The organism is Butyrivibrio hungatei, from assembly GCF_001858005.1.
In the GTDB taxonomy this organism is placed as follows: Bacteria; Bacillota; Clostridia; order Lachnospirales; family Lachnospiraceae; genus Butyrivibrio; species Butyrivibrio hungatei.
This window is the reverse complement of the sequence record NZ_CP017831.1, coordinates 3,079,321-3,104,558: the sequence shown is the minus strand read 5'-3', so window position 1 is coordinate 3,104,558 and position 25,238 is coordinate 3,079,321. Positions and strand designations below refer to the sequence as shown.

Genomic DNA, 25,238 nt, shown 5'->3' with positions numbered 1-25,238 from the left:
AAATCCCCTTTCAAGCTTTTCTCATGGGACTAGTATAGCATAAATTATACGGAAATTAGTACTTAATTGTTGGAGTCCAGTAGTTCTGTGCAAACTGGTCTGTAAAACGGTAAGTTACAAGAACATCACCATCACCTACAGGGAGGTTGTTGATGACCATTTCAGACATTGGATGTGAAACAGTCATCTGTTCTCCAAGGTAATAACTGTCTTCATAGGTCTTGTCATAACTGTAGTAATCGCAGAGAAAATCGATGGTGTCGCCTTCATTTATTTCTGTGAGGTTCTTGGCAACAGTATCTGTTTCACCTTCCACGTAATCGTAGTTGGCTCCGGCAACGTATCCATCTTCATTTTCAGAATCAAATACAAGGATGAGATTAGTTCTTTCGCCGTTTAAGAGGCAAGGAACGCGACCTGTGATAGCGTAGCTATTCTCATCACCTTGAACGTCGATCACATAGTAAGCAACAATCTGACCGTCGATTGCAAGCCATGTCTTATCTGATGGGGCAATGAGGTTTCCGTCTGAATCAAACTCAAGTGTATTATCAAGTCCAAGGTCGATGTAGCCTTCTCCGTCATCATAGAACATGTTAAGAGAAAGGTCTTTTACCTGGGACCACTGATCCTCTGAGAGGCTTATTACATCCTGACCATCTGAATTCTGAGTCCAGATGAGGTTTGAAGTATCAAACTGGTTAGCTGCGATGTAATTTGCAGCCTTTTCTACATCAAGAGACTTACCAAGGAAAGAAGTATTGGAGGATGAAAGTCCAGAAATACTGCTAAAGTCACTTGAAAGGAAGGTTGTAAGGAGCTGAGATATCATCTCAGCAGTAGCGTCACCGCTGCCACTTCCTTGAGAAAGTTCTCCAAAAAGAGATGGCATAGGAGTTGAAGTTCCACCTGATGCAACCTGTCCGGCAACTCCCATGGTAGCAAAACTCTGAATGCACTTTGCGTAGTCTTCATCCATACCGATGTTTTCATAGGTGTTGACCATAGAATCTACTTTGCTGCTCTGCTTGTAAGGGAAGTAGATTGAGAGGCCGTAAGCATTGGTCATGTTTGAACTTGTTCTATTGTATTTGATAGAGCTCTTAAGGGCATTTGCAAGTTCTTTTGCCTCAGTAGTTCCCATTCTGTTGGCGAAATCTACAAGGTCTATCTGATCGATCCTTGAGGATGAAGCAAACTCACGGCTACTGCTACGAGCTGTAGATACTGCTGAATATTCGTCGCTGTTGATCATGTTTGCAGTATCTTTGGAGAAGTCTGCAAGCTCCTGAGGTACTGTCTGTGAGAGTTCAGCTAGGTCAATAAGAGAAAGTGTTGTCTTTTGACCGGGACATGTCTGAGCACAGGCATTGGTAAAGGAGTCGATGATGTTCTTGCCAATCTCCAGAGTGTCCATGGAAGTATTTCTTCCAAAGGATGTGAGCCAATCTGTATAGTACCAGCCAATGCCAGGCTCTGTCTCTTCAGATGCAACAAGGTAATCAGCGTAGTTTGAAACTACAAGGGCGTTTTCTACAGTTGCCATGAGGCATGTGTCAAAGCCAACAAAATCAAAGGTTACGCCGCCATCCTTAAGAGCTGTGTTGATACCTGCAAGGGACATGGAACCAGCTGATGTGAACTTCTCATCATAACCGTATCCGCCTGTTGAACCGCCACCGTGGTTCCAAAAGATGAGCTCAAATCTGTCAGCAGGGTAGTTAGTAGCCGCCCATTTGATATAGCTGGAAAGTGTATCTGGCTTGGTCATTGGAAGGTTTCCAACATTATCAACAAGGAGATTGAGTTTTCCGTTCTTTATCTGATAGATCTGATTTGTAGTGCTTGAAACAACGTTGTTCTGCCACTGCCTAGCACCACCTGTATAGATGAGGAGATTTATGTTATTTCCAAGGTCAGCCTTTAGCATCTCCTGAATATCTTTGGATGCCATTCCGCTTCTGGATTCAAGATCAGCACCGCACATGTAGACCATGATAGTAACTGTGTCTTCGCCGTTACCTTTTATGACAGTTCTCTTAGCGCGGGCGTTTGAAGCTACAGAAGTGTCCAGTTTGCCAGTGTTGGGAGTTTCGCTCCAGGCTGCCGATGCTGAGCTTCCGCCTGAATATGAACCATATCCGCCAAAGAGCTGACTAAGAGTTGAGAGTGATGAAGTGCCGCTTCCAGTTGAAGTCTGGCTATTTGTGTTTGAGTACTGCTGCGTGGTTGATGAGTCTGAATAGCCTGAGCCACCTCCACCTAGGAGTGAAGTGAGGCCTCCGCCACCGCCAAGGATCAGTATTGCCAGAACGATGAGCATAAAGAGAGGGCTTCTGCCACCAGATCTCTTAGGACCGCCGCCAAATGAGGATGGTCCGGATGAGTATCCTGAACTATTTCCAACAGGTCCGGTTCCAAGGCCTTCGCCACGTTTGTGGACGCCGGAGCCACCTGTTCCTACGTTTTTCTTTCTACCAACAGGTCTATTTTCCATAAATGCCTCCTAAATGAAACGTAATAAAGCAAATTGTCTAGCAATAATTATATAATAATTAAGAAAAACTGTGCAATTATCAGGAAATGTATATTATGATGTAAAGACAGTAGATTATTGGAGGGTTATCATGGCAAAAAGAGATGGACTTACAACTCTTTGTTACATAGAAAGAGATGATGAATACTTGATGCTTCATAGAATTTCAAAGAAGAACGATCTTAGTAAGGATAAGTGGCTTGGTGTGGGCGGACATTTTGAGGATAATGAGAGTCCGGAAGAATGCATCAAAAGGGAGATATTTGAAGAGTCAGGATATGACATTCCGCTAGATGAGATTGCGTATCGCGCGATCATCACATTTATTTCTGACAGAGGTGACTATGAGCTTATGTCTCTTTTCACAGCCAAATGTCCAGGTGGAGAGCCAAAAGAGTGTGATGAGGGCAAACTTGAGTGGGTAAAAAAGAAGGATGTATACGGCCTTAATCTGTGGGAGGGAGACAAGATCTTCTTTAAGCTCATGGAAGAAAGCGATAAGTTCTTTTCTCTTAAGATGGCCTATGATGTTAATGACAAGCTAAGAGAAGCGGTTCTTAACGGAAAACAACTGGACTACAAAAAGATGCTTGAAGAGATTGGATAAAATGGAAGAAAAATCAAAGGATTTTCTGGCTGGTAGGGTAAAAGATCTTGCTACCAGAGCATATATGAATAACTTTATAACGCATACAGACTTTTTGTCTGTTTCAGAAATCGCTATGTTTCATCAGATCCTTGCCAGCGAAGGAGTATCTTCAAACGTGCATGAATACTGCGGAGCAAGGTATGTCATATACGGCGGATTTGATGACGCTGAAAGAGCGATGGTCTGCTTTTTACCAGAATACATGGATGAAGAGACATTTCTTTTATCAGAAAAAAGTGAGCAGACAGTTCTAAGCTGTGTCAGCATTAAGCCGGTAAACAGTAAGTTTTCAGATGATCTAAATCACAGAGATTATCTTGGAAGCCTTATGAATCTTGGGATAGAAAGAGATCAGATAGGAGATATCTTATCTGGAGACAAGCAGGCCTACGTGTTTGCAACACCTGAGATTGCTCAGATGATATGTAAAGAGCTCATAAGGATCAGGCACACTTCTGTTAAGTGCGAAATTGTAAACGCCAGTGAATGTGACATCAGACCAGAGTTTGAAGAGATACAAGGAAGCGTTGCTTCTGAGAGAATAGATGCAATCCTGGCATTTGTGTACCATTTATCAAGGTCGGAAGCTCAAAAGCTTATTGAGTCTGAATCAGTTTTTATTGATGGAAGGACAGCCTACAGCGGAGGCTATGATCTAAAAGAAGGCGCCCGGGTGTCAGTCCGTGGCCATGGCAAATTTATCTACCTGGGACAACAAAACGTAACACGCAAAGGACGCCTTTTTGTATCAGTTAAGAAGTTTATTTAAGAAATATCAGATGAGGTCTGCTACGCAAGCAGCAACTTTTTCCATTTTTTCAGTTGGCTCGAAGCGGGCAACAACATTGCCTTCGCGGTCAACTACGAACTTTGTGAAGTTCCACTTGATGTCAGGATTATTCTTGTAATTCTTGTCGATCTTCTTGAGCATGACATTCATTGCAACGGCAGCAGGTCCAAAACCAAAGCCTTCAAAGCCCTTCTGCTCTTTGAGGAACTTAAATACAGGAAGCTGATTCTCACCGTTTACATCAGCTTTTTTCATCTGAGGGAACTTGGTGTTGTAATGAAGCTGGCAGAACTCGTGAATCTCTTCATCAGTACCAGGAGTCTGGCCTGCAAACTGATTACAAGGAATATCAAGAACTTCAAAGCCATGCTCATGGAACTGCTCATACATTTGCTCAATGTCTTTGTAATGAGGAGTGAATCCGCAACCAGTGGCAGTATTAACAACAAGAACAACTTTACCCTTGTAGTTCTCAAGAGAGAACTCGTTTCCCTGAGCATCAGTTACTGAATAATCATAGAAACCCATTATTTTTACCTCCATTTTTATAAAAGTAAGCGCAATCAATCATTTAATTTAATGTAATTATATTGTACACAATCTAAAATGTCAATATATATTGCAATTATTTTTTTGTCATTTTATAGTTTATAGGACAGACTAGATATTACGGGGGTTACAAGATGATCTACAAAGAATTTTCTATAACAGAAGAGGGCTCATTAGACTATGCAAAGCTCACAGTATATATTCAGCAGCCTTCAGATTCATTAAAGATTACAAAGAGGCCGCTGGTTCTTTTGTGCCCAGGCGGTGGTTATGAATACACATCAGATAGAGAAGCTGAGCCAATGGCACTTAGCTTTATGGCAAAGGGCTTTAATGCGGCAGTACTTAGATATTCATGTGCTCCAGCAGTTTTTCCAACAGCTCTTTTGGAGCTTGGAAGGTCTATTCTCATCATCAGAGAACATGCTGATGAATGGGAAGTCGACAAAGATGCTATAATTGTAGAAGGATGTTCTGCAGGCGGACATCTTGCAGCAAACTATGCTTGCATGTGGAAGAGAGATTTTGTTTCTAAGGCTCTTTTGGGAAATACATCAGATGAGATAAAAGAAAAGCTTCGTCCCAATGGACTTCTTTTATGTTATCCTGTTATCACTTCAGGAGAGTTTGCTCATCAGGGTTCATTTGAACATCTCCTAGGCGATAAATACGAAGAAAAGAAAGAAGAACTTTCTTTAGAAAAATGCGTAAACAAGGACGTTCCAAAGACTTTCATCTGGCATACATTTACTGATGGATGCGTTCCTGTTGAGAATTCCCTTTTATTTGCTACTGCTCTTAAAAGAGAGAATATAAATACTGAGCTTCACATTTTTCCAGAGGGTGAGCATGGCCTTTCGCTTGCAAATGATCTTACCCTTAGTAACTGGGGAAATGAAGTGGTTCCAGAAGTAGAAGTGTGGATAGACCTTGCTACTAACTGGTTAAAAAAGTTCTTTTAAAGAAAGAATCGTTATATGAGTAATTTTATTGTTTTTGACCTTGAGTGGAATCAGGGCGAGACGCCAGCAACACTTGACGGTAAGACTCTTACCTTCGAGATTGTCGAGATTGGTGCAGTAAAACTTAATGAGAATAGGGAAAAGATCGGCGAGTTTTCAAGGCTTATCAAACCTCAGGTTTTCAAGGAAATGCACAAGATAACGGGTAAGCTCATCCATCTTTCCATGGAAGACCTTGAAAATGGTGGAAGCTTTCAGGATGTTGCCAGAGATTTCCTGGAGTGGTGTGGTCCAGAGCCTAAGTTTTGTAGTTGGGGGCCGCTTGATCTAAGAGAGTTTCAGAGTAACCTGGATTTCTTTGGACTTCCTCTATTAGCTGACAGACCAATAGCTTTTTATGATGCTCAGAAGATGTACAGTCTGGCTTATGATGATGGACGCACGAGAAAGGCTCTTTCTACAGCGGTTGAAGAACTTAAGCTAGACAGTGATATACCATTTCACAGGGCGCTTGCAGATGCGGCATACACTGCAGAAATCTTTAAGACCTTTGATGAGAGGGTATTAAAGCGAATTTCCTTTGATACTTATGTGACGCCAAAGTCCAAGAAACAGGAGATAAGGATCGTCTTTGATAACTACGAGAAATACATTTCACGCGAGTTTGATACCAAGGAAGATGTCTTAGAGAACATGGAGATCATGAGCACTAAGTGTTATATCTGCCACAAGAATCTAAGACGCAAGATAAAGTGGTTTTCTCCAAATGGTAAGCATTATTATGCTGTGGCTTATTGTGACAAGCATGGATTTATGAAGGCTAAGGTCAGGATCAAAAAAGCTGAGAATGGAAGATTATTTGTAGTTAAGACCTGTAAGTTTATCTCTCCAGAAGATATGGAGGATATGAAGAATAAGCAACGGAAAGTAAAAAAGAGGCAGAATCCTCAGTGATTCTACCTCTTTATTTTATTTGAACTTGTTCTTGAGTCGGCCGCGTTTGAATTCTCTTTTTCTACGTCTGTATCGTATCTTGTCACTCCTGCTGCTAAATGTTCGATGATGGAAGGCTCTGGATCCTACGGAACCAAAGATGGTAAGGAGTATGATTATTGCTACAGCAATTATAAGCAGGATCCTGACATCTATGTAGATTGTGTGCATGCCGCCAAGAGTGGCATCGCTTGGTGCTTTTGACAATGAGTAGCACAGCATTGCGTAACCGACAGGCACTTTATTGTACGTATAGCTTATTTTGGCAAGAGCTGTAGGATATGCCTCTTTTTCCTGAGCGGTAAGGTCATAGGACACAGCGTAACTTGTATCGTTAATAGATGAGGTCTTTGGCAAAATGATGGAGCTGGTATCGTCAAGACTAAGGATGTTACCTGACTTACCAAAAACGTCATTTTCTGATTCAAAGAACAATGAATCATTTGGCATATATCGTGACTCGTTGTCTGCAACGTTCACCAGATGGAAATTGTTAAAGGCGTAGTCGAAAAGCGTAACAGTATCAGTGAACTGTGTAGGTGACTCTTCCATGAATACTATGCACACAAGCTTCATGCCATCGCGCTCAGCACAGGTAACAAGTGTTTCTCTTGCAAGGTCTGTGTAACCAGTCTTACCTCCAACTATTCCGTCGTATTTGATCTCGCCGGTTATGAGCTTGTGCTTGTTATTTAGATAGAACTCATCTGGCTGTGTGGCTGTCGGTTCAAAATGGTACCTGGGAGTGTTGGCCACATTACAAAGCAGTTCATTACTAAAAAACTCCGAAGAGATAAGAGCAAGGTCGTAAACACTAGTGTAGTGGTTATCTTCCTGAAGACCATTTGTGTTAGCAAAATGTGTGTTGGTGCAACCAAGGGACTTTGCCTTGTCATTCATGAGCTTGATGAAATTGTCTATACTGCCGCTTACATGTTCTGCAACAGCATTTGCAACTTCATTGGCACTTCCAACCATGATTCCGTAGAGGGCTTGCTCAAGGGTTATGGATTCGCCTACGTCCATGCCAATGCTGGAACCATCATGAGGAACACTAAATACTGCATCATGGGAAAAGGTCACCATATCACTAAGGGCCGCATTTTCAGCTGCTAAAAGGCAAGTCATGATCTTGGTAGTGCTGGCTGGATAGAGCTCTTCATGGATGTTCTTGGCATAAAGGATCGTACCGGTGTTAACCTCCATGACAATAGCTGATTCAGCGGATACTTCCGGACCTTCGGGCCAGTTAGGAGTGCCGTTGCTCTGGATAGGAAGGGCCTTCCTTTGGGCAGCAGCTTCTTCGTAATTGGGCGTGTCAGCATGAACATCAAGCGTAAAGGCACATGCGCAGATCGTAAACGTCAGAAGAGCTGAGATTATCTTAAATATGCAGTTCTTTTTGTTAGTAAATAAAGATAAAATCATAACATGTAAATCATACAATATTTGAACAGAACTTTTCAACTTGGAGCAAATGTTGTAAAATTCTTTTATAAGAATTACAGGTAGGAAATGGAATGCGTTTACGAAATATCGCGGGATCCAGAGAGGTAATCGCTGATAGTGAGTTTACTATCAAGGATCCAGAGAAGAAAAAAGGACTTTGGAAAAAAGAAGTCTTTGGAAATGACAACGAAATACATATCGAGATTGGTATGGGAAAGGGAAGATTCCTGATGGATATGGCAGCTCTCAATCCTGATATCAATTACGTAGGAATTGAAAAGTATTCCAGTGTACTTCTCAGAGCGATCCAGAAGCAGGAACAGCTTCTTTTACCTAATGTGAAATTTATCAGAATGGAAGCAGAGAATATCACTGATGTTTTTGCTCCATCTGAAGTTGGTAAGATTTATCTTAACTTCTCAGATCCTTGGCCAAAGGACAGACATGCTAAGAGAAGACTTCCTTCAAGGGAGTTCCTTGGAAGATATGACAAGATCCTTAAAAAGGACGGAGTTGTAGAGTTTAAGACTGATAACAAGGATCTTTTCCAGTTCGCGCTTGATGAGGTTGAGCCAGCAGGTTGGAACTTAGATGCTGTTACATACGATCTTCATCACGATGAGACCATGAATGAGGGTAACGTGATGACGGAGTATGAAGAGAAGTTCTCATCAATTGGCAACCCAATATATAAATATATTGTAAGCAGAAAGGGGACAACGTAATGGATTACACATTAAACAGCCAGAATTTCGAAGAAGAAGTTTTAAAGAGCAAATTGCCAGTATTGGTTGATTTTTCAGCTGATTGGTGCGGCCCTTGCAAGATGATGGCCCCAATGATCGATGAATTTGCTGAAGAGTATGAGGGGGAACTCAAGGTTGGTAAGATAAATGTAGACCAGTCACCTGATGTGGCCCAGAAGTACAATGTAATGTCTATTCCAATGTTTGCTTTCTTCAAGAATGGCGAAGTTGTTGAGACAGCAGTTGGAGCACTTAATAAATCAAAATTACAAGGAATTATAGACAAGGTGCTGGCCTAATAGGTCAGCACTTTAGTTTAATCAGAATTGATAGGAGTAAGTTTTGGCTGATAAGATTGCTAATTTTTCAGATTACAAGAAAAGAGAGTCTGAAAAAAACGAAGAAGTGAAAAAAGATCTTTCAGAAACTACAGAGATCAATAATATCGAGATTGTGGATCCGTATAATTTCTTTAACGCTGAGGAAAGAGAAGAATACTTCAAAGAGAGACAAAAGGAGTCTTTGGAAGAGACTAAAAAAGAGCATCACAAAGAAGATGCACGAAGAGAGGAACCACGAAGGGAAGAGCCTCGCAGAGAAGAACGTCGTGAAGATCCTGAAGATGAGTACGACGAAGAGGATTATGAGGAAGAGTACGACGAAGAGGAAGGAGAAGATGAGGAGCGTGGCGGAATAACTCCTGAACTCCTTGTTAGGATTGCCTCTATCATTACAGGTGTTTTCATTTTGGCTATGATTGCTTTTACTGTTAAGGTGAAAGTGATCGATAAATATTTAAATGATCCAGATGAGCAGCAGACAGAAGTGACTGCGCTTCCAAGCGGATTTGTAGAAAAGAATGATACGGTAACTGTGACAGGTGCATCATCTCTTAACCTGCGTTCTGGCCCAAGTACAGACAGTGCAAAGGTTGGAACTGTTGACGAGGGAACACAGCTTAAGAGAATAGCTGTAGCAGAGGATGGTTCCTGGGCTCTTGTGGAATATGAGGGCCAGCAGGTTTACGCATCCATGAAATACCTTAAAGAATAAATTATCTACTTCTGGAATGAAGCCAGGAATAAAACCTGTCCTGCGCTTCTGAAAGAGTATTACTAGAACGTGAGAAGGTATCGGCGTGGGAAAGAACTTCTTCCACACTGGTATCCTTGGCGTGATCAGCAATTTTTTGAGCACAAGTTTTTTCTAATGACTGGTAATCCATGTTTACCAGAAGAGTTCCGTGCAGTGACTTTATAGATGTGTATAGTGTAGGATATTTCTTTTGCACCAGAGAGAATTCGTCAAGGATCTGCTCTCTTGACTGCAGACAGAATAGAATGTAGATAGATTCCACTATTTCAGGAGGCTCAATCTCATCCTGATATGAATTTTCCTCGTAACCATCCTTAGTTGCATAGTACTCACAGATCTCCTGTACAAGAGATCCTATTTTTGTGTTGTCATATAATTTTTGTAATTCGTCAAATTTTTTCTCGCTCATATCATTAGTATAGCAAAAGAGGAAACAATTATGAAGATTGGCATTTTCGATTCTGGTATAGGCGGAATGTCTGTTTTGCATGAAGCTTATCACAGATTGCCAAATGAAAAATACATATTTTACGCAGATACAGAGCATGTGCCTTATGGTCTTAAGACTCCTGAACAGATAACAGGCTACGCAATTAATATTGCAGAATTCCTGATCGATCAGGGAGCAGAGGCAATCGTTGTGGCTTGCAATACAGCTACCAGCGTGGCGATCAAGGAGCTTCGAAGGAGATTTGACATACCGATTCTTGGTATGGAACCTGCTGTAAAACCGGCTGTTGAAGTGACAGATAAAAAGCGTATAATGGTCATTGCGACTCCGGTCACAATAAGAGAAGATAAGCTCAAGGATCTTCTTCACAGAGTTGATGAAGAGCACAGAGTAGACCTTCTTGCCATGCCTAGACTAGTAGAGTTTGCTGAGCGTGAGGAGTTTGATTCGGAGGACGTTCACAAATATATCGAGGAGCAATTCTCTGCCTTCGATAAAGATAAATACTGCGCACTGGTTCTTGGGTGCACACATTTCAACTATTTCAAGCCAGAGTATAGGAGATACTTTGGGGAGGATACGCTTCTGATTGATGGAAATTATGGAACTATCCACCATTTAGCAGACGTTCTTGGACTTAATATGTCATCAGATCAAGATAAAGAGATTTATTTTGAAGACTACCACAATATGTTGTGCCAGTGTAATACGGATTTTTATTTCTCAGGAAAAAAAGTTGAGGACCCGAAAACGCTAGAACACATATGCAGACTGCATAATAGACTGGAATTGGTAAGAAAAAATTAATAATTTAGTTACTTGAATTAAACAATATAATGTACTATCATTAAATCATGACCACAAGATATTGTGATTCAAAAGCTTGGGTCAAAAAATTAGTTTATATTTTTTATTAGGGGGCTTTTATGAAGATCATTAAGAGAAGCGGTAAAGAAGTTACATTTGACGGGAATAAGATTCTTGCTGCTATCGAAAAAGCTAACAATGAGGTGACTGACGAGAAGAAGTTAACAGCAGGTCAGATCAGCGACATTGAGAGAAGCGTTGAGAGTAAGTGTGCATCTCTTACTCGTGCTGCCAGCGTGGAGGAAATCCAGGATATGGTTGAGGATGACCTTATGAAGTCTGGTAAGTTTGAAGTTGCAAGAAAGTACATAACATACCGCTACAAGCATGCTCTTGTGAGAAAGTCTAATACAACTGACGAGCAGATCATGTCTCTTATTGAGTGTAACAATGAGGAAGTTAAGCAGGAGAATTCTAACAAGAATCCTACTGTTAACAGCGTTCAGAGAGATTACATGGCGGGAGAAGTTTCTAAGGACATCACTAAGAGATTTCTTTTACCAGAAGATGTAGTTAAGGCTCATGAAGAAGGTCTTATCCATTTCCATGATTCAGACTACTTCGCACAGCATATGCACAATTGCTGTCTTGTAAACCTCGAGGATATGCTCCAGAATGGTACAGTTATTTCTGAGACCATGATCGAGCGTCCAAAGAGCTTTTCAACAGCTTGTAATATTGCAACACAGGCAATTGCTCAGATCGCCAGCTCACAGTACGGCGGACAGAGTATTACATTGTCTCACCTGGTTCCATTTGTTGATGTCAGCAGACAGAAGTTCCGTAAGGAAGTTGCTCTCGAGTTTGAGACAGCAGGAATGAAGATCAACAAGAAGCAGGTAAATGAAATCGCAGAGATGCGTGTTAGAAAAGAGATCGAGAGAGGATGCCAAGTTATCCAGTATCAGGTCATCACTCTTATGACTACAAATGGTCAGGCTCCTTTCATTACAGTATATATGTATCTTGATGAGGTACCAGAAGGACAGACTAGAGAAGACCTTGCAATGGTGATCGAGGAGATGCTCAAGCAGCGTATCCTTGGTGTTAAGAATGAAAAGGGACAGCTTATTACACCAGCATTCCCTAAGCTCATCTATGTACTTGATGAAGACAATATCCATGAGGATTCTAAGTACTGGTACTTAACAGAGCTTGCAGCTAAATGTACAGCTAAGCGTCTTGTTCCTGATTATATCTCTGCTAAGAAGATGAAAGAGCTCAAAGGCGGCGATGTATATCCTTGTATGGGATGCAGATCGTTCCTTACACCTGATAATGAGAATGTTCCTGAAGGTTTCTGTAACGCAGGCAACAAAGCTCATGCTCAGAACTACAAAGAGGGAGATCATAAGTACTACGGACGTTTCAATCAGGGTGTTGTAACTCTTAACCTTGTTGATGTTGCTTGTTCTTCAAATAGAGATGAAGAGAAGTTCTGGCAGCTCATGGAAGAGAGAACAGAGCTCTGTAAGAGAGCACTTATGTGCAGACACAACAGACTCCTTGGAACTCCTTCAGATGTTGCTCCTATTCTTTGGCAGAACGGAGCACTTGCAAGACTTGCTAAAGGTGAAGTTATTGATCCATTGTTATTTGGTAATTACTCAACTATTTCTCTTGGTTATGCAGGTCTTTGTGAATGTACAAAATACATGAAGGGTGTTTCTCATACAGATCCTAAGGGTAAAGATTTTGCTCTTAAGGTTATGCAGTTCCTTAATGATAAGTGTGCTAAGTGGAGAGCTGAGACAAACGTATCATTTAGCTTGTATGGAACTCCACTTGAGTCTACAACATATAAGTTTGCAAAGTCACTTCAGAAGAGATTTGGCATTATCCCTGAAGTAACAGACAAGAACTACATTACAAACAGCTATCATGTTCATGTAACTGAGCAGATCGATGCGTTTACAAAGCTTAAGTTTGAATCTGAGTTCCAGGCTCTTTCACCAGGAGGAGCTATCAGTTACGTTGAGGTTCCTGATATGAACAGCAACATTGAGGCAGTTCTTTCAGTAATGAAGTACATTTATGACAACATTATGTACGCTGAGCTTAATACTAAGTCAGACTACTGTCAGTGCTGTGGCTACGATGGAGAGATCAAGATCGTTACAGACACAGACGGCAAGCTTATCTGGGAATGTCCTAACTGTGGTAACCGCAATCAGGACAAGATGAATGTAGCAAGACGTACATGTGGTTATATCGGAACACAGTTCTGGAATCAGGGAAGAACACAGGAGATCAAAGAGAGAGTTCTTCATATGTCTAATTCCAAAAATTAAATTATGAGGGTATGAAAAAGTATAAATAGATTAAGTTTAAGCCAGGATTATTTCCTGGCTTAAACTTTCCTGTAAGCAGAGAGGTCACTATGAATTACGGAGAGATTCTTTATACAGATGTAGCAAATGGAATAGGTTGCAGGACTTCGCTTTTTGTTTCTGGCTGTACGCACCATTGTAAGGGTTGTTTTAACGAAATGACCTGGGATTTTAACTATGGTAAGCCATTTACAAGAGAAGTTGAGGATGAGATCATTGAAACTTTGAAGCCTGATTATATTGATGGCTTGACGATCCTTGGCGGCGAACCAATGGAAGTAGTAAATCAGAAGGTATTAAGGCCTTTTATTGAGCGCATTAAAAAAGAGGTTCCTAAAGCTACTATCTGGATATATTCTGGCTATACTTGGGAAGAACTTACAGATGCAAACAATAAGCGCTGTCACAGTGATGATACAGACAAGATACTCTCTATGATTGATGTTCTTGTGGATGGCGAGTTTATGCTGGATAAGAAGGACCTGATGCTTAGATTTAGAGGATCTTCTAATCAGAGAGTAATAAATGTTCCAGAAACTCTGGCACAGGGAAAAGTTGTACTGTCCAAATATAATGACAGAGATACTTCAAGATCTGTATAAAGAAAAAGAAGACTGTTGGGGACAGTCTTCTTTTTGGGTAGGAACCGGAAATTCCTACCAAATTGTTAGAGGTTTTATAAAGGAAATACGTTATGGCGAACGTAAATCGACTATATAAATTGTCAGATCCGCATCTGATATACTGATTGTAACCCATCAATATAGGCTCTGAAAGTGCTTACATGGTACAAAATGTTGAAAATATTGACTGTTACCGTTCACAGTTCATGGTAACGAATGACTTGGGCAGGCTTGACAATAAAAGATAATGTGAATAAAATCTTTTTTAAATAAAAAAATAGACGTTGAAGAGGAATAGTAGCTTAGAATAAACGTCCCAGAGAGAGAGCAGTTGGTGTGAAGCTCTTACGATAAAAAAGCGAACCAGCCTTGGAGTCCTGTATGAAAGCGTTTGCATAAGTACAGCGTGTCCCGCGTTAAGGGTGATAATGAAGTGAAATCTGTTTTGAATGTAAACAGATTTAAATAGGGTGGTACCGCCGAGTCTTCGGTCCCTGTTATTAGGGATGCGAAGGCTCTTTTTATTTTCTCTATAAGCCTCGTATCCACTTCATAAAAGAAAGAGGAGAAAAGAAATGGCAGACAACAAGAAACTTGTAGCCGAGATCACATCTATGGATGAGGATTTCACACAATGGTACACAGACGTTTGTATTAAAGCTGATCTTGTCAGCTACTCAAACATCAAAGGGTGCATGGTTATCAAACCTGCAGGATATGCAATCTGGGAGCTTATTCAGAAGCACCTTGATGCTAGATTTAAAGAAACTGGCGTACAGAACGCATACCTTCCAATGTTTATTCCTGAGTCACTTCTTCAGAAGGAGAAGGATCATGTAGAGGGCTTTGCTCCAGAAGTAGCATGGGTAACACATGGCGGACTTGAGCCACTTACAGAGAGATATTGCGTAAGACCTACATCAGAGACTCTTTTCTGTGATTATTACAAGGGAGAGATCCACTCATACAAAGATCTTCCACAGGTTCTTAACCAGTGGTGCAGCGTAGTTCGTTGGGAAAAAGAGACTAGACCATTCCTTAGAAGCCGTGAATTCCTCTGGCAGGAAGGCCACACAGCTCATGCAACTATGGAAGAGGCTGAAGCTCGTACACAGCAGATGCTCAATGTATATGCTGATTTCCTTGAGAACGATATGGCTATCCCAGTAATCAAGGGACAGAAGACAGATAAAGAAAAGTTCGCTGGAGCAGAGGCTACATATACAGTAGAAGCTCTTATGCATGATGGCAGAGCGCTTCAGAGTGCTACCAGCCACAACTTTGGCGATGGATTTGCTAAGGCATTTGGCATTCAGTATGCAGGTAAGGACAACCAGCTTCACTATGTATGTCAGACATCATGGGGACTTACAACACGTACAATCGGTGCTATGATCATGGTTCACGGCGACAATTCAGGACTTGTTGTACCTCCTAAGATCGCTCCAATTCAGGTTGTTGTTATTCCTATTCAGCAGAAGAAGGAAGGCGTTCTTGATGCAGCTTATGATATTGCTAAGAGCCTTTCTGATTTCAGAGTTAAGACTGATGATACAGACAGAACTCCAGGATTTAAGTTCTCTGAGCAGGAGATGAGAGGTATTCCAGTTCGTGTCGAGATCGGACCAAAAGATCTTGAAGCTGGAAAGTGCGTTCTTGTAAGACGTGATACCAGAGAGAAGATTGAATGTGCAATCAGCGATGTTCATACAAAGGTTGGAGAACTTCTTGATCAGATCCAGAAGGATATGTTTGACAGAGCAAAGAAGCATCTCGAAGCACACACATTTGCAGCTCACAACAAGGATGAGTTTGCAGAGAGCTTCAAGGAGACAAAGGGCTTTGTAAAGGCTATGTGGTGTGGATGCCGCGAGTGTGAAGACAAGATCAAAGAGGAGTTCAACGTAACAAGCCGTTGTATCCCATTTGAACAGGAAAAGCTTTCCGATACATGTGTAGTATGCGGAAAGCCTGCTAAGAAGATGGTTTATTGGGGCAGAGCTTATTAATTAAGCTCATGCCTTATCAGAAATAGCTGCATAGTGCTTGCGCTTATAGTCGTACATTCTCTTGTCGGCTAGCATGAGCACTGTGTGGCTATTTTTTTCTTCTGTTTCTGTATTATTGGCGTAACCAAAGGAGACACTGTGATTGATCTCGGGATCAGTGTCATCTAGCTCAGCTAATTTATTTGTAAGAATCTTTAGAAGTTCATCTAATCTGTTTTTGTCAGTAAAATCTGTAGTGACGATAAATTCATCTCCGCCGATACGGAAGCATTCTCCGGTATCTTTGAAGGTAGAAGAAAGAGCATCGGCAAAGTCTTTAAGAAGTCTGTCGCCTGCCGGATGACCGGAGTTATCGTTGACATCTTTTAATCCGTTAAGGTCCAAGCTGATTATGCTGTAATCCTTGTTGGAATTACTAAGTTCCATGAGCTTTTTATCGCTGCTGGCTCTGTTGGGAAGGCCAGTTAAGTTATCCACATAAGCAATCTGAGCGAGAGAAGCATACTCTTTTCTCTGTGCATAAGATCTGGTCATGAAGATGAAGTAGTTAAGGAGCTGCGTAAAGACAAAAAATAGAGATCCAAAAGGTATGAGTATCTTTGCAATATGAAGCTGCCTATAGTCTACCACTTTATAAGAGATGTCTATGATCGGATAGATCACGAGAGAAGCGCATAAAACGGTCAATCCAAACATAGTCAGTTTTATAGAATAATTCTTGGTCTTGCTCCTAAAATCAAAGAAGTCGTAACACAGAATAACTATAATGCTGATAAGAGCAAAAATGTAATAAGCATGTGCAAAATGGATAAGATGAACAAAGCCTAAAGCGTGCAGCAAGAGGAAGAAAATGCTAAAGGCAAAAGTTGAAGCTCCTAGCAGCAGGATCGGAAAGCTGTCTAATCGTTTGTGAAGCTGCTGAACAAGAAGATACATTGAAGGAACAATAAGATACATTGCTGTATATTCAACTGTTGTGCTTATAGTCTTGTTCATGAAAAAGATTGATACGTCAAAAGCGGTGATCATCCACAGTCCTAGTAAAATGCATATGATGGAACTGATAAGCTGCGGAAATACACCTGATGTTCGGAGATAGAACAAAAGGGAGATAGCAAAAAATACGATTCCAAATACGATAAGAAAAATGCTGGTCAAAAAAGGAAACATTACTGAGTGAGCCAGATATCTTACAAGGTCGTCGAAATTTCCAAGCTTAGGGCTTACAAGATCACTTCTTGTTCCGTTTTCAGTAACGTAGAGTTTTATTGACAGCTTTTTTCCAACATAATCAGAGCCAAGAGGTACTAAGTTATAGCCTATTCCAACAAAAGAGTTGTCGGTTCTGGCATTAGTATCAGCTGAAGCGATAAGCTCGCCATCAAGAAAAACTTCGTAGGCGCAGTGCTGGGTCTTGAACATGAGATATGGGAAAGGCTCATTTATCTGCTCTATTGGTCTGTTGTAATTGAGGGTTACTACATCACCTTTTGTGAAGGTGGAGCCTACCTGTGAGCTTAAGGTCTCGAGATTAGTATTTAAATATTTTTCATTGCGATAAGTTACTATCCAGCCGCGATCTAGTGTCATAAAGGCAAATTGTGGATTGAAAAAGAGAATGTGTAATAGAGACATAAAAAATACTGTTATCAGGACTAAAGCGAGGCTGAGGAATGAAGTGAATTTACGCATGTCTGCTATCCTCCTTTTCGTCGCCGTGGTGTTCTCTCTTCATTTCATACATTCTGGAATCTGCAAGCATATAAACTTCTTTGGCTGAACCGCTAGGAACTTCATAACTGTAGGCATAACCATAAGAAGCACTATAGGTAAATGCCTGTTCCTTACGATTCCATTCTTCAAGGATGGAATAAAGCTCGTGGATTCGCTTAGTGCAGTTAAGAGAGTGTTCCTCGATCAGGATTACTATAAATTCGTCTCCGCCCATTCTACCAATGAGATTTGCGTCCCAGAAGCATTCAGAAAGGATAGTTGAAAAACCGGTCAGAAGACGGTCGCCTTCGTGATGACCGAGGGTATCGTTTATATGTTTTAATCTGTTAAGGTCAAAACTGATCAGGGTATAGATGTTTTTTTCTTCTGAGAGCATGTTCATAACCTGCTCGCAGCGGGCTCTGTTGGCAAGACCAGTGAGAGCATCAGTATATGCAAGGCTTTTGATGTGGCTCTGCATAGATGCAAAGTTATTGCTGTATACATTGTAATAAAGATAACTTACTAAAAGACAGCAAACAAAAACAAATGAACCAATTGTAAATCCGATCAGATCTGTGTTTGCTTCGCCTTCCGATCTGAAGTATTTATTGAAGTTAAATAGAAAGATATCGGATATAGCAAGTATGATGAATATGACAAGCCCAATAAGGAAGATGGAATCTGACGGAGAAACTCGTCTTTCCTTTGAATTTCTGTGGCTAAGCTGCTCATGGATTATAAGTGCAAAAGTAATAATGGCTTCTGCATTGGCTACAACATGTAGGATTATAGAAAACATAGAGAATGGCAGCAGGCCTGAAAAGTGAAGTATGATCGATGAAAAGAACAAAATGACATCAAGAATAAACAGGCTCAAGAATACCTTTTTCTTTTTGCCTGAAAAAAGTGAAGCAAAATATCCAAGGATAGCTGTTGGAATATTGTATAATGCGGCATATTCTGCGATGGTATTGATATATGAATCATCGACAATAAGACCTAAAATGCCATAATAAGCAAGGATATATGTTCCAAGGAGCAAGGAGATAAGACCGCTGAAGAAGAGTCTTAAGTCATTGTCGTGGTATATGATCAGATAAGGAGAAAGGATCATCAAAAGAAAACCAAGGAAAGAGAAGAATGCTCCTGCCAGGAAGTAGATTCCCATGGTGTATAGATTATAGAAAAAAAGATCCTTGCGTTCTCCGATATAAACATTTGAAAGCCCGGAAGAAGGAAGCTCTTTGCTTCCGGAAATTGTGATAGTAAGCTTTTTGCCTGCATATGAGCAGCTTAATGGGGCATTATTATAATATTTAGGAATGGAAAAGTTACTGTTTTCTGTGTCCTCATCGCGAGTTGTGTAGATGAGGTCGTCGTCAATGTAGATCTCAGTAATTGCATGAACAGAGCGGAAATATATGGAAGGTTCAATATACTTTAACTCTGGTACTGTGGTAGTAAGCACGATAACATCAGAGTCGTCTATGATACCGGTATTGGCATCCTTCAGGCTCCGTACAGGAAGAATATTTCCATTTAATGAAATTTCCCAATCATTTAAGTTGATGATGGGGGCGCTTGGGGTAGGTGCTATGTGTAAAAAAGTTGTTAAAAAGATCACCCCGGCCGCAAGTAGCAGTGAGATCAGTGCTACTACGATTTTACGATTGATTTTATACTCCATGCTACTAGTATATATCGAAAAAAAGAAAAATCCCAGCGAATTGTTCACAATAATAAGTGTTTAGGATATGATGATGATATGAAGATTATTTTACCAGAGAATGTAAAAACTATACTGGATACCATGCATGGTGCTGGTTTTGAGGCATATGTTGTCGGCGGATGCGTTAGAGATGGCGTTCTGGGAAGAGAACCTCAGGACTGGGATATTACAACAAATGCGCTTCCGGAAGAGACCAAAAAGCTCTTTAGAAGAACGATAGATACCGGAATAGAGCATGGTACAGTTACTATAATGATAGGCAAAGAAGGATATGAAGTAACAACCTATCGAATTGATGGCAAGTACGAGGATAGTAGGCATCCAAGCGAGGTTACATTTACCAAAAACCTCACAGAAGATATGAAGCGTAGGGATTTTACAATAAATGCCATGGCCTACAATGAAGAGGAAGGCTTAATAGACAGATTTGGCGGTCTTGATGACATTAAGGGTAAAGTTATCAGATGCGTCGGAGATCCAAAGGAAAGGTTTGCAGAGGATGCCCTTAGGATCATGAGAGCAGTCAGATTCTCAGCGCAGCTTGATTATGAAATAGAAGAAAAAACCAAAGAAGCGGTAAAAGAGCTGGCGCAGAACCTTAGCAAGATAAGTGCTGAAAGAATACAGACAGAGCTCGTTAAGCTGGTTACTTCTGATCATCCAGAAAAGCTAAAAACAGCCTATGAGCTTGGCGTGACAAAAGTGATACTTCCTGAATTCGATAAATGCATGGAAACAGCTCAGAACAACCCACATCACATGTACAATGTGGGTGATCACATTATTTGCTCTATGGAGAATATCAGGGCAGATAAGGTTTTGAGACTTACGATGCTGATGCATGATATCGCAAAACCTGCTACAATTACTGTAGATGATGAAGGTGTGTGCCATTTTAAAGGTCATAGCGAACTCGGCGTTCAGATGGCTCATTCTATATTCAGAAGACTTAAATTTGACAGAGACACCATGGACAGAGCGTGCAATCTGATCAGATATCATGATGATCGCTTTCCTGCAACTCCAAAGGCTGTTCGCAGAGCAATGAACAGAGTGGGTGTAGATGAGTTTCCATATCTTTTGGAAGTCAGATACGCTGATACTATGGCACAGAGTATGTACTATCGCCAGGAGAAACTACAGCTGATAGAGGATACTAAAAAGGTATATGAAGAGATCCTTGCAAAAAAGGATTGTGTAACATTAAAGGATCTTGCTGTTAATGGCAAAGATCTCATCAGCCTTGGTGTGACACCAGGTAAAAAGATAGGTGAGATATTAAGTGCCATGCTTGATGATGTTCTGGATAATCCTGAACACAACAGCAAGGAATATTTGTTAGAGCCGGAGCGCCTAAAGAAGACATTCTTGATGGATCAGATAAATGAGGGGTGAATCATGAGAAGCTTTGGTAAATGCTTGAAAAAATCTATATCTGTAATTGTGGCAGCAGCTATGGTGATGGCTACCGCCAGCACTACAGTTTATGCAAGTAGTGACAGTGACAAGATATCAATATCGATGATCGATAAATATGATTCGGCGGATACAGCTGCAATCAGAGCTATCGATACAGAGCAAAAACTGATACGTTTTAGAAATCATGCGACAGGTAAGACATATACACTAAGCTATGACAATACCAGCATGATGTACGATGTGAGAGGAACAGTTCTTTCCCCTAGCTTATTAGAAGTAGGTCAGATAGTAGATGTTAAGTTCCTAAAGAGTACCAAGCATATTACATCGCTCAATGTTTCAGCACAGGCCTGGACAATAGACAGTACCAGAGATCATGACCTAGTTCGAGGAGATGGAACAGCAAGAGTTAAGGGTGAATCTTACAAGATGGATGCCAGAACTCTTATCATGGCTGATGGAGAGCCAGCACTTGCTGACAATATCCTTGCAACAGACAAGATCAAAGTCTGCGGTATAGATAAAGAGATATACAGCGTTGTTGTTACAAGTGGACACGGCTATGTAAGTCTTTCTTCTGATATAGTAGAAGATCAGAGTCTTGTAGGTGCATGGATAGAACTTGATAATGAAGTAATCTACAAGATATCACCAAACATGCTGCTTAGCGCTCCAGAAGGAGACTATAACCTTCAGATCCTTGGAAATGGTGCAAATTACAAATCAGAAGTCAGCATTTCAAGAAATCAGGAAACTGTTGTAGATACAAGCGAGATCACGATCAACAAGCCAAAAGAGGGCCTTGTTACATTTCAGATCGTACCTGAATCTGCAGAAGTTTTTGTGGATGGAGAAAAGGTTCTTACAGGAATTCCTCAGTCTGTTAAGTATGGTTATCATAACCTCAAGATCATGGCTGATGGATACATTACTCAGAACAGATATTTAAAGGTTGGAACAGCAAAGTCTGTAGTAAATATAGAACTGGAAAAAGAGGATGATGGAAGCGAATCGTCGACAAATTCTCTTTCTACAAGTTCAGGTTCAGTAGACAATAGCACCAGCAAGACCAGCATGGGAACAAGCCATGGTGATGTTGCCAGCAGCAAAAAAAGTGCAGCTTCTGTTGCATCAACAGTTAGTAGCAACAGTTCCGCTTCCTCAAGTGTTAATCAAGTAATAAAGGGATATTACATATATTTTGATGAGCCATACGGTGCAGAAGTGTACTTTGATGGAAGTTACATAGGAGTAGTTCCTACCAGCGTTCCAAAGATCTCAGGTAACCACGAGATTATCCTCAAACAGGACGGTTACCAGACCAAGAGCTACAGGGTCAAGATCGACAAAGAAGAAGATAACGTTAAGTATGAGTTCCCAGGTCTTGTTAAGATTGAAGAGCAGTCCAGCTCTTCTGGAAACACATCTTCTTCCGGATCAAACGGATCAACCTCTAGTGGAAATGCTAGTACAGAGGCCTCCTCTGAAGCTTCAACCGGAGCTTCAAAAGAGTCACCGACAGAAGCTTCATCAGAAAGTTCTACGGCAGAAGCTTCTGATAAAGCCAGCAGCAAGGAACATGGTGCTGGGACAGAAGGCAGTACTACTGCGGCTGGAACAGGAAAAACAACTAAAGAATCAGAAAAGGCAGGAGATGCTGCAAGTACGGCATCAGGAGAAGATTAAATGAGACTGGATAAATATTTAAAAGTAACAAGACTTATCAAGCGTCGCACAGTGGCAAATGAAGCCTGTGATGCTGGAAGAGTTCAGATTAATGGTAAGCCAGCCAAGGCATCTACAGATGTTAAGGTGGGTGACAAGATTACAATAGGCTTCGGTAACAAGGATGTGAATGTTGAAGTGCTGGATGTTCAGGAAACAGTTCACAAAGAAGATGTAACGAACCTGTATCGCTATATTTGACAGCTTTTTATTGCATGTATTAAAATGTAATTAAATAAGACATTCTATGAAAATGAGTGGGGTAAATAATGGCAACAAGAGCACGCTATAAAAGGCGTCGTTCTCAGAACAAAGCAGGCGTAATCTGGGCAAGCTTTGTAGTACTCATTCTTGTGACAGTTGTTTCTATCAAGAGTGTGGGACTTATGAAGAAAGCCAAGGATTATGAGGCTAAAGAGGCAGCTCTTCAGCAGCAGATCGAGCAGGAGATGGCCAGATCAGAAGAAATCGCTGAGTTCGAGAGATACACACAGACGCGTAAGTATATAGAGGATACAGCAAGAGAGAAACTTGGACTTGTTTATCCGGGAGAAATTATCTTTAAAAACGAGGATAAGTAATTAATAGCGCAGACATCAAGATTGAGTCTGCGCTTTAATTTATTTTTGATGGAATACGTACATGAACGCATTTGAGAGCAAAGTTTTAAACTTCATAAGGGATAACCACATGGTAAAAGAGGGAGAGTCTGTCCTTGTGGGATTATCAGGTGGAGCAGATTCCATGGCTCTTATGACTGTGTTATATGAGCTGAAAGAGGTTCTTGGGATCAGTCTTTTTGCAGCGCATGTAAATCATATGATCAGGCCAGAAGCTGGGGAAGATGCAGCTTTTTCCAGACAGTATTGTGAAAAAAAAAGTATTCCATTTTATCTTTTTGAAGAAGATGTTCCTGAATATAGCAAAAAGATGCATCTTACTGAGGAAGAGGCTGGAAGAGTAGTAAGATACAATGTCTTTTCAGAGCTTATTAAGGATAAAAAAATAGATAAGATCGCAGTTGCGCATCATCAGAATGATGCGGCGGAGACATTTCTTTTAAATCTATTCAGAGGAACGGGTATCAGGGGCGGAAGCGGAATAAGACCTGTCAGAGATAACATCGTCAGACCTCTTTTGTGCGTATCAAGAGCAGAGATAGAGGCATATCTTGGAGAAAAGGGTATTGACTACTGTACGGATTCAACCAATCAGGAAAATGATCACACCAGAAACAAGCTTAGAAACGTGGTTCTTCCTTTTGTTCAGGGAGAGGTAAACAGTGCAGCGGTAGATCATATAGTCAGAGCCAGCAGGGAGATTGGCCAGGCCTATGACTATATCAGAGGGCAGGCAGACAGAGTGTTTGATAAGTGCTGCGTGGATACCGCAAAAGAAATCAGGATCGATCTGGATATGTTGAATAAAGAGCCAGAGATCATCAGGCGCTATGTGATCCTTAAGTGTTTTGAACTTATTGTTCCAGGAAGAAAAGATATTACTTCAACCCATGTAGATATGATCATAAATCTCATGGAGAGCACTGATGGCAGTGCTAGTCTCAATCTTCCTTACGGAATCAGGATCGAAAGGGCCTATGATAAGCTCTTTTTCAAAAAAGAAGGAGAAGCAGAGCCTTCAAAAAAGCAAGTCATCTATAAGATCAGCAATCTCGAACCAGGCAGTGAATATGTATATGATCTTGGTGAGCTTGGCGTAGCAAATGTAAAAGTGATTTCTTATAATGAAAAGATGCTTATTCCAAGTGATACATATACTAAATGGTTTGATTGTGATAGAATACAAGAAGTCATTTTTAGATATAGACAGCCGGAAGACTATATCTATATCGAACAGGGCGAATCAAGTCACAAGAAAAAACTGTCCAAATTCATGACAGATGAGAAGATTCCTGCATCTCGCAGGGATAATATCTATGTTCTTGCAGAGGGAAACCACGTATTATGGATTCCTGGATATAGAATGAGCAGTTCTTTTAAAATTTGCAAAAAAACCCAAAAAATATTGGCTATATCAATTAGTAAAGGAGATTAAGAAATTGGCTGAATCAGTTCGTGTACTTCTCACAGAAGAAGAGGTTGACAAGCGTATTAAGGAGCTTGGAGAAGCTATTAGTAGAGATTATCAGGGAGAGACAGTTCACCTGGTATGTGTATTAAAGGGTGGAGTATTCTTTATGTGCGAGCTCGCAAAGAGAATCACAATCCCTGTAACAATGGATTTCATGTCTGCTTCTAGTTATGGAAGCTCAACTAAATCAAGCGGCGTAGTTAAGATCGTTAAGGACCTTGATGAGCCTCTTAAGGACAGACACGTTATCGTAGTTGAGGATATCGTAGATTCAGGAAGAACACTTTCATATCTTCTTAAGATGCTTGGCGACAGGGGACCAGCAAGCATTAAGCTCTGCACACTTCTTGATAAGCCTGAGCGCAGAGTAACAGATGTTAAGGTTGATTACACAGGATTCGAGATTCCAGATGAATTCGTAGTTGGATATGGTCTCGATTATGATCAGAGATACCGTAATCTTCCATATATCGGAGTTGTTGAGTTTAATTAACTACTAATAAAGGGGG

23 protein-coding genes and 1 other annotated feature are annotated in these 25,238 nt (G+C 40.8%); of the genes, 17 read left to right on the top strand and 6 right to left on the bottom strand.

What is annotated here, in order from left to right:
- Positions 1–55: 55 nt before the first annotated feature.
- A complete protein-coding gene (locus bhn_RS14350) occupies positions 56–2,497 on the bottom strand; it encodes a clostripain-related cysteine peptidase (protein ID WP_071177330.1) in 2,442 nt (813 codons plus the stop codon).
- A gap of 130 nt (positions 2,498–2,627) precedes the next feature.
- Here bhn_RS14350 and bhn_RS14345 point away from each other — a divergent pair, with 130 nt between their 5' ends.
- Both bhn_RS14345 and bhn_RS14340 read left to right on the top strand, forming a co-directional pair.
- Positions 2,628–3,143, top strand: a complete 516-nt coding sequence (locus bhn_RS14345) for an NUDIX hydrolase (RefSeq protein WP_071177329.1) — start codon at positions 2,628–2,630, stop codon at positions 3,141–3,143.
- A 1-nt stretch (position 3,144) separates the two neighbouring features.
- Positions 3,145–3,954: a YlmH/Sll1252 family protein gene (locus bhn_RS14340; protein WP_071177328.1), complete on the top strand. Its 810-nt coding sequence runs from the start codon at positions 3,145–3,147 to the stop codon at positions 3,952–3,954.
- 6 nt (positions 3,955–3,960) lie between these two features.
- Here the strand turns inward: bhn_RS14340 and bhn_RS14335 are convergent, their stop codons facing one another.
- Positions 3,961–4,503, bottom strand: a complete 543-nt coding sequence (locus tag bhn_RS14335; protein ID WP_071177327.1) for a glutathione peroxidase — start codon at positions 4,501–4,503, stop codon at positions 3,961–3,963.
- A 155-nt stretch (positions 4,504–4,658) separates the two neighbouring features.
- On the opposite strand from bhn_RS14335, the gene bhn_RS14330 reads away from it, so the two are divergent.
- Complete coding sequence (locus tag bhn_RS14330) at positions 4,659–5,486, top strand: alpha/beta hydrolase (protein WP_071177326.1); 828 nt, start codon at positions 4,659–4,661, stop codon at positions 5,484–5,486.
- Between the two features lie 15 nt (positions 5,487–5,501).
- Complete coding sequence (locus bhn_RS14325) at positions 5,502–6,440, top strand: 3'-5' exonuclease (RefSeq protein WP_071177325.1); 939 nt, start codon at positions 5,502–5,504, stop codon at positions 6,438–6,440.
- Positions 6,441–6,455: 15 nt separating this feature from the next.
- Here bhn_RS14325 and bhn_RS14320 read toward each other — a convergent pair whose 3' ends face one another.
- On the bottom strand, positions 6,456–7,907 hold the full coding sequence (locus bhn_RS14320; RefSeq protein WP_148661960.1) for a D-alanyl-D-alanine carboxypeptidase family protein: 1,452 nt from the start codon (positions 7,905–7,907) through the stop codon (positions 6,456–6,458).
- A gap of 92 nt (positions 7,908–7,999) precedes the next feature.
- On the opposite strand from bhn_RS14320, the gene trmB reads away from it, so the two are divergent.
- The 3 genes from trmB to bhn_RS14305 are packed head-to-tail and all read left to right on the top strand — an operon-like array spanning position 8,000 to position 9,727.
- Positions 8,000–8,653 (top strand): tRNA (guanosine(46)-N7)-methyltransferase TrmB, encoded by a 654-nt coding sequence (gene trmB, locus bhn_RS14315; RefSeq protein ID WP_071177324.1) that lies wholly within the window; start codon positions 8,000–8,002, stop codon positions 8,651–8,653.
- Positions 8,653–8,973, top strand: coding sequence for a thioredoxin (gene trxA, locus bhn_RS14310; protein WP_071177323.1), 321 nt, complete (start codon positions 8,653–8,655; stop codon positions 8,971–8,973). Before trmB ends, trxA begins: the two co-directional genes overlap by 1 nt.
- 43 nt (positions 8,974–9,016) lie before the next feature.
- The gene (locus tag bhn_RS14305) at positions 9,017–9,727 is read left to right on the top strand and encodes an SH3 domain-containing protein (protein WP_071177322.1); all 711 of its coding nucleotides are present in this window, start codon (positions 9,017–9,019) and stop codon (positions 9,725–9,727) included.
- A 1-nt stretch (position 9,728) separates the two neighbouring features.
- Here bhn_RS14305 and bhn_RS14300 read toward each other — a convergent pair whose 3' ends face one another.
- A complete protein-coding gene (locus bhn_RS14300; protein WP_071177321.1) occupies positions 9,729–10,178 on the bottom strand; it encodes a hypothetical protein in 450 nt (149 codons plus the stop codon).
- A gap of 30 nt (positions 10,179–10,208) precedes the next feature.
- Here bhn_RS14300 and murI point away from each other — a divergent pair, with 30 nt between their 5' ends.
- From murI to proS, 4 genes are all read left to right on the top strand, one after another.
- Positions 10,209–11,027 carry a glutamate racemase gene (murI, locus tag bhn_RS14295; RefSeq protein ID WP_071177320.1) on the top strand — a complete coding sequence of 273 codons (819 nt, stop codon included), beginning with the start codon at positions 10,209–10,211 and terminating at the stop codon, positions 11,025–11,027.
- A 119-nt stretch (positions 11,028–11,146) separates the two neighbouring features.
- Positions 11,147–13,378 carry an anaerobic ribonucleoside-triphosphate reductase gene (gene nrdD / locus bhn_RS14290; RefSeq protein ID WP_071177319.1) on the top strand — a complete coding sequence of 744 codons (2,232 nt, stop codon included), beginning with the start codon at positions 11,147–11,149 and terminating at the stop codon, positions 13,376–13,378.
- Between the two features lie 89 nt (positions 13,379–13,467).
- On the top strand, positions 13,468–14,019 hold the full coding sequence (nrdG, locus tag bhn_RS14285) for an anaerobic ribonucleoside-triphosphate reductase activating protein (protein ID WP_071177318.1): 552 nt from the start codon (positions 13,468–13,470) through the stop codon (positions 14,017–14,019).
- 296 nt (positions 14,020–14,315) lie between these two features.
- Positions 14,316–14,539 (top strand) — a binding site (T-box leader).
- Between the two features lie 76 nt (positions 14,540–14,615).
- On the top strand, positions 14,616–16,049 hold the full coding sequence (gene proS / locus bhn_RS14280) for a proline--tRNA ligase (protein WP_071177317.1): 1,434 nt from the start codon (positions 14,616–14,618) through the stop codon (positions 16,047–16,049).
- 6 nt (positions 16,050–16,055) lie between these two features.
- On the opposite strand, the gene bhn_RS14275 is transcribed toward proS, so the two are convergent.
- Positions 16,056–17,684, bottom strand: a complete 1,629-nt coding sequence (locus bhn_RS14275) for a GGDEF domain-containing protein (protein ID WP_161487334.1) — start codon at positions 17,682–17,684, stop codon at positions 16,056–16,058.
- A 49-nt stretch (positions 17,685–17,733) separates the two neighbouring features.
- Positions 17,734–19,452, bottom strand: coding sequence for a GGDEF domain-containing protein (locus bhn_RS14270; RefSeq protein WP_071177315.1), 1,719 nt, complete (start codon positions 19,450–19,452; stop codon positions 17,734–17,736).
- Between the two features lie 78 nt (positions 19,453–19,530).
- On the opposite strand from bhn_RS14270, the gene bhn_RS14265 reads away from it, so the two are divergent.
- From bhn_RS14265 to hpt, 6 genes are all read left to right on the top strand, one after another.
- Positions 19,531–20,889 (top strand): CCA tRNA nucleotidyltransferase, encoded by a 1,359-nt coding sequence (locus tag bhn_RS14265; RefSeq protein ID WP_071177314.1) that lies wholly within the window; start codon positions 19,531–19,533, stop codon positions 20,887–20,889.
- Between the two features lie 3 nt (positions 20,890–20,892).
- Positions 20,893–22,599: a PEGA domain-containing protein gene (locus bhn_RS14260; protein WP_071177313.1), complete on the top strand. Its 1,707-nt coding sequence runs from the start codon at positions 20,893–20,895 to the stop codon at positions 22,597–22,599.
- Positions 22,600–22,839, top strand: coding sequence for an RNA-binding S4 domain-containing protein (locus bhn_RS14255; RefSeq protein ID WP_071177312.1), 240 nt, complete (start codon positions 22,600–22,602; stop codon positions 22,837–22,839). It abuts the gene before it with no gap.
- A gap of 68 nt (positions 22,840–22,907) precedes the next feature.
- Positions 22,908–23,219, top strand: coding sequence for an FtsB family cell division protein (locus bhn_RS14250; protein WP_071177311.1), 312 nt, complete (start codon positions 22,908–22,910; stop codon positions 23,217–23,219).
- Between the two features lie 61 nt (positions 23,220–23,280).
- Positions 23,281–24,693: a tRNA lysidine(34) synthetase TilS gene (gene tilS, locus bhn_RS14245; RefSeq protein WP_071177310.1), complete on the top strand. Its 1,413-nt coding sequence runs from the start codon at positions 23,281–23,283 to the stop codon at positions 24,691–24,693.
- A gap of 4 nt (positions 24,694–24,697) precedes the next feature.
- A complete protein-coding gene (gene hpt / locus bhn_RS14240; protein ID WP_071177309.1) occupies positions 24,698–25,222 on the top strand; it encodes a hypoxanthine phosphoribosyltransferase in 525 nt (174 codons plus the stop codon).
- Positions 25,223–25,238 lie beyond the last annotated feature (16 nt).

Excerpts from the sequence above, each read along its gene's own strand:
- tilS (WP_071177310.1), top strand. The coding sequence starts at position 23,281 with ATGAACGCATTTGAGAGCAAAGTTTTAAACTTCATAAGGGATAACCAC.
- bhn_RS14260 (WP_071177313.1), top strand. The coding sequence starts at position 20,893 with ATGAGAAGCTTTGGTAAATGCTTGAAAAAATCTATATCTGTAATTGTG.
- bhn_RS14265 (WP_071177314.1), top strand. The coding sequence starts at position 19,531 with ATGAAGATTATTTTACCAGAGAATGTAAAAACTATACTGGATACCATG.
- bhn_RS14330 (WP_071177326.1), top strand. The coding sequence starts at position 4,659 with ATGATCTACAAAGAATTTTCTATAACAGAAGAGGGCTCATTAGACTAT.
- trmB (WP_071177324.1), top strand. The coding sequence starts at position 8,000 with ATGCGTTTACGAAATATCGCGGGATCCAGAGAGGTAATCGCTGATAGT.
- nrdG (WP_071177318.1), top strand. The coding sequence starts at position 13,468 with ATGAATTACGGAGAGATTCTTTATACAGATGTAGCAAATGGAATAGGT.
- proS (WP_071177317.1), top strand. The coding sequence starts at position 14,616 with ATGGCAGACAACAAGAAACTTGTAGCCGAGATCACATCTATGGATGAG.
- murI (WP_071177320.1), top strand. The coding sequence starts at position 10,209 with ATGAAGATTGGCATTTTCGATTCTGGTATAGGCGGAATGTCTGTTTTG.
- bhn_RS14275 (WP_161487334.1), bottom strand. The coding sequence starts at position 17,684 with ATGTCTCTATTACACATTCTCTTTTTCAATCCACAATTTGCCTTTATG.
- bhn_RS14270 (WP_071177315.1), bottom strand. The coding sequence starts at position 19,452 with ATGGAGTATAAAATCAATCGTAAAATCGTAGTAGCACTGATCTCACTG.
- bhn_RS14345 (WP_071177329.1), top strand. The coding sequence starts at position 2,628 with ATGGCAAAAAGAGATGGACTTACAACTCTTTGTTACATAGAAAGAGAT.
- nrdD (WP_071177319.1), top strand. The coding sequence starts at position 11,147 with ATGAAGATCATTAAGAGAAGCGGTAAAGAAGTTACATTTGACGGGAAT.
- trxA (WP_071177323.1), top strand. The coding sequence starts at position 8,653 with ATGGATTACACATTAAACAGCCAGAATTTCGAAGAAGAAGTTTTAAAG.
- bhn_RS14325 (WP_071177325.1), top strand. The coding sequence starts at position 5,502 with ATGAGTAATTTTATTGTTTTTGACCTTGAGTGGAATCAGGGCGAGACG.
- bhn_RS14335 (WP_071177327.1), bottom strand. The coding sequence starts at position 4,503 with ATGGGTTTCTATGATTATTCAGTAACTGATGCTCAGGGAAACGAGTTC.
- bhn_RS14250 (WP_071177311.1), top strand. The coding sequence starts at position 22,908 with ATGGCAACAAGAGCACGCTATAAAAGGCGTCGTTCTCAGAACAAAGCA.
- bhn_RS14340 (WP_071177328.1), top strand. The coding sequence starts at position 3,145 with ATGGAAGAAAAATCAAAGGATTTTCTGGCTGGTAGGGTAAAAGATCTT.
- bhn_RS14255 (WP_071177312.1), top strand. The coding sequence starts at position 22,600 with ATGAGACTGGATAAATATTTAAAAGTAACAAGACTTATCAAGCGTCGC.
- bhn_RS14320 (WP_148661960.1), bottom strand. The coding sequence starts at position 7,907 with ATGATTTTATCTTTATTTACTAACAAAAAGAACTGCATATTTAAGATA.
- bhn_RS14350 (WP_071177330.1), bottom strand. The coding sequence starts at position 2,497 with ATGGAAAATAGACCTGTTGGTAGAAAGAAAAACGTAGGAACAGGTGGC.
- bhn_RS14300 (WP_071177321.1), bottom strand. The coding sequence starts at position 10,178 with ATGAGCGAGAAAAAATTTGACGAATTACAAAAATTATATGACAACACA.